This window comes from Ilumatobacter sp. (assembly GCF_049588435.1).
Taxonomy (GTDB): domain Bacteria; phylum Actinomycetota; class Acidimicrobiia; order Acidimicrobiales; family Ilumatobacteraceae; genus Ilumatobacter_A.
Genome location: NZ_JBAVYV010000544.1, coordinates 1 through 3,231, shown reverse-complemented (window position 1 = coordinate 3,231; position 3,231 = coordinate 1). Strand labels below are relative to the sequence as shown.

Genomic DNA, 3,231 nt, shown 5'->3' with positions numbered 1-3,231 from the left:
GCCGTGGTGGGTGCTCGCGGGCGGGGCAGCGGTGGCTGCGGTGGCAGCACCGTCGACCGAGTGGACCGCGGTCGCCGTGGTGTCTTTCGTCATCGCGTCCGTGATCGGCGCACAGCGGATCGCCTCGCCCGTCGCTCGCTCGGCCGCTGCTGGGGGAGTGGTGCTGGTGCTGCTCCACCTCGAGATCGGTGGGTTCCACGGCAGTTCGGCGTTGGTGGCCGCGATCGTGGCCGGAACGATCGCGATCTCCGGAGTGATGCGTCGCCGCCACCTCGTCCGCCGAACGACCAAGCGCGTGATCCTCGCAATGGCCGTTGCCGTGGGGGTGGCGATCATCGGTGTGGGTGTCGCCGCCGCGTTCTCGTACGGCGACGTGCGCGACGGCGAACGAGCCCTTCGCAACGCGGTGTCGGCATTGAGCGACGGTGATGTGCAGACGGCTTCGGAGCAGCTGTCGGTCAGTCGGGAATACCTGGGCTCGGCGTCGGATTCGTTCAGTCGCCCGTGGGCGAAGCTTTCACACGCCGTCCCACTGCTCGGCCAGCACGTCGACGTCGTATCGACGTCCTTGAACGAGGCCGAGGTGCTGGCGGACACGGCGTCGACCGCGGTCGCTCAGGTCAACATCGACTCGTTGCAGATCGTCAACGGTGTCGTCGACCTCAACGCGATCGAGCTGCTGAGCGTGCCCGTCACCGACGTGTCCAAAGCGCTGGTCAGGACGTCGAGCGAGCTCACCGATGCTCGCTCGGACTGGTTGGCCGGCCCGTTGGGTGATCGGTTCGACGAGATTCGTTCCGAGATCGATGACCTCCAAGATCAGGCGGTGAAGGGACTCGCGGCGATCGACGTCGCCCCCGCGATGCTCGGCAAGGACGGACCACGCACCTACTTCATGGCGTTCACGACGCCGGCCGAGGCGCGTGGCCTCGGTGGCTTCATGGGCACCTGGGCGGAGTTGAAAGCCGACGGAGGACGCATGGAGGTCGTCCGCACCGGCTCGACGATCGATCTCACGAGGGGAATGAGCAGCCCGCGACCGATCCTCACGGGCCCCGAGGACTATCTGAACCGCTACGGCAAGTTCGGTGCGGGCGGCGGTGACGTTCCCGTGGCGATCGACTTCTGGTCGAACTACACGCTGTCTCCTGACTTTCCCGACATCGCCGAGGTGGCAGCGCAGCTGTATCCGGCATCCGGTGGGACCGAGATCGACGGAATGATCGCTCTCGACGTCGAGACGATCGCCCGATTCCTCGACCTCACCGGCCCGATTCAGGTCGAGGGGCCGGACGGAACGATCCGTCTCACCGACACCAACGCCGTCGACTACCTCCTGCGTGGCCAGTACGCCGACATTGCCGACGACGACGTTCGCGACGAGATCCTCGAGGAACTGACCACGACCCTCATCCAGGACATCTTCGGGGGAAGCCTGCCCGGCCCACGTGTTCTGGCGACGACGCTCGGCCCATCGATCTCATCGGGCCGGCTGGTGATGTGGTCACTCCACGAGGACGACCAGCCGGCGCTGGAGACGATCGGGATCGCAGGTGAGCTCCCGCCACCGTCGCCTGACGGGCTCGCCGTGGTGAGCAACAACGCCGGTGCGAACAAGCTCGACGCCTATCTCAAACGCAGCATTGCCTACGACGCCGTGGTCCACGAGGCGACCGGTGAGCTGCGCGCCACTGCCACGATCCGTCTCGCCAACGACGCCCCCGAGGGATTGCCGCCCGACGCTGGCGGTAACCCGGTCGGCCTCCCGGACGGAACCAATCGGATGTACCTCTCGATCTATTCGCCGTGGGGCTTCACCTCGGCGGAGGTGAACGGTGAGCCGCGCGGCATGAACGCTCAACAGGAATTGGGTTGGAACGTGTATTCGACGACGGTCGACATTCCCCGCGGTGAGGAGATCGAGGTCAAGCTCGATCTCGCCGGGGTCGTGGAGGATGTGGACAACTACGGCTTCACCCTCCGGTCGCAGCCGATGACGTTCCCCGACGTGGCCCGAATCGACGTACGAGACACGACCGGCGCAACGTGGGTGTCATCCCACAAGATCCGAAGCGGCGTGGAGGAAATGTGGCGCGACCGGGACACTGGAAGCTAACGTTTACAACGTCAGTGGATCATCGGCGCCTGAAGCGGGCGTCTGTTGTGAAGATCGACCCTTGTGGAAAGCGGGAATGACATCGTGAATCGGACAAAGAACTCGGCACTTCGACTGGTTGCAGCTACCGCTGTGGCTGGCGTGATGACCTTCGGTGTGGCGGGGAATGCCTCAGCCACGCCGGTTGACCCCGACATCCCGACCGAGAGCTACCCGATGCCCACCGATCCGGTGACCGTTCCGCCGACGGTGGTCAAGCCACTTCCGGCAACCGGTAGCGACTCCACGGGCACGTGGATCAAGATCGGCGGCGCCACGGTCCTCGCTGGAGGCCTGCTGGTCGCTGCGACGAGCCGACGCCGCAATCACGAGCAGGCGGAGGCATGACCGACATCATCGAAGAATCTGATGTCAAACCCGGCGGCATCGACCGCCGCTCTGCCCTCAAGAAGGCCGCCGTCGGTGGGGCGATCGCCTGGTCCGTTCCGACCGTGTTGTCGAGCAAGGCGGTGGCCGCTGGAGAAGTTTGCACGCCAAAATGCGATCCGAGTGTCGTTCCAGCGCTCGTTAGCGGATGCTCATATTGTCTTGATTCGAACTCGAAGACTGCATCGATCGTCGTCGGCGCAGGGGGTGACACGGGCTGCGGGGTATGCGGAGGTACGTCGTCCACCACTTTCAGCGTCGTTCCGCCGTTGGGGTTCCAGAGTCTCAATGGCCAGGGCAACCCAACCGGTCCGGTGCACGGCGCGACGTTTGATCCTTCCACCAACCGCATTGTTGTGATTCCAAACGGAGGTGGCGCGCTGGGACAAGGTACGTACAGATCAACCGCGGGCGGTCTGCAGTTGGCGACGACTTGCACGGACCGGAGCAACAACACTGTGACGCTTACATGTACGTACAATCTCGAGTTTCGCTACCAGCCAAATAACGGGTCGTGCAATAATCAGCCGGCGGGATCGTGCACGGAGGTCGGCACAATTGGTAGCTTCGCAGCGACTCTTCAGAACCCATGCACGCGTACGTGTGACGGGGTACCCGAGCCGCTGTGATTCCACCGGTCGTCGCAATCGCACCTGGCGCTTGCGGCTGGACGATCGAGTCTGATCGCG

Annotated in this window: 2 protein-coding genes; both read left to right on the top strand. The window is 64.5% G+C overall.

What is annotated here, in order from left to right; translation table 11 throughout:
* The coding region (locus WBV89_RS20500) for a DUF4012 domain-containing protein (RefSeq protein WP_423983182.1) at positions 1 to 2,116 on the top strand (2,116 nt) is incomplete at its 5' end.
* Positions 2,117 to 2,260: 144 nt separating this feature from the next.
* Positions 2,261 to 2,503: an LPXTG cell wall anchor domain-containing protein gene (locus WBV89_RS20495; protein WP_423983181.1), complete on the top strand. Its 243-nt coding sequence runs from the start codon at positions 2,261 to 2,263 to the stop codon at positions 2,501 to 2,503.
* Positions 2,504 to 3,231 lie beyond the last annotated feature (728 nt).

Excerpts from the sequence above, each read along its gene's own strand:
- WBV89_RS20495 (WP_423983181.1), top strand. The coding sequence starts at position 2,261 with ATGACCTTCGGTGTGGCGGGGAATGCCTCAGCCACGCCGGTTGACCCC.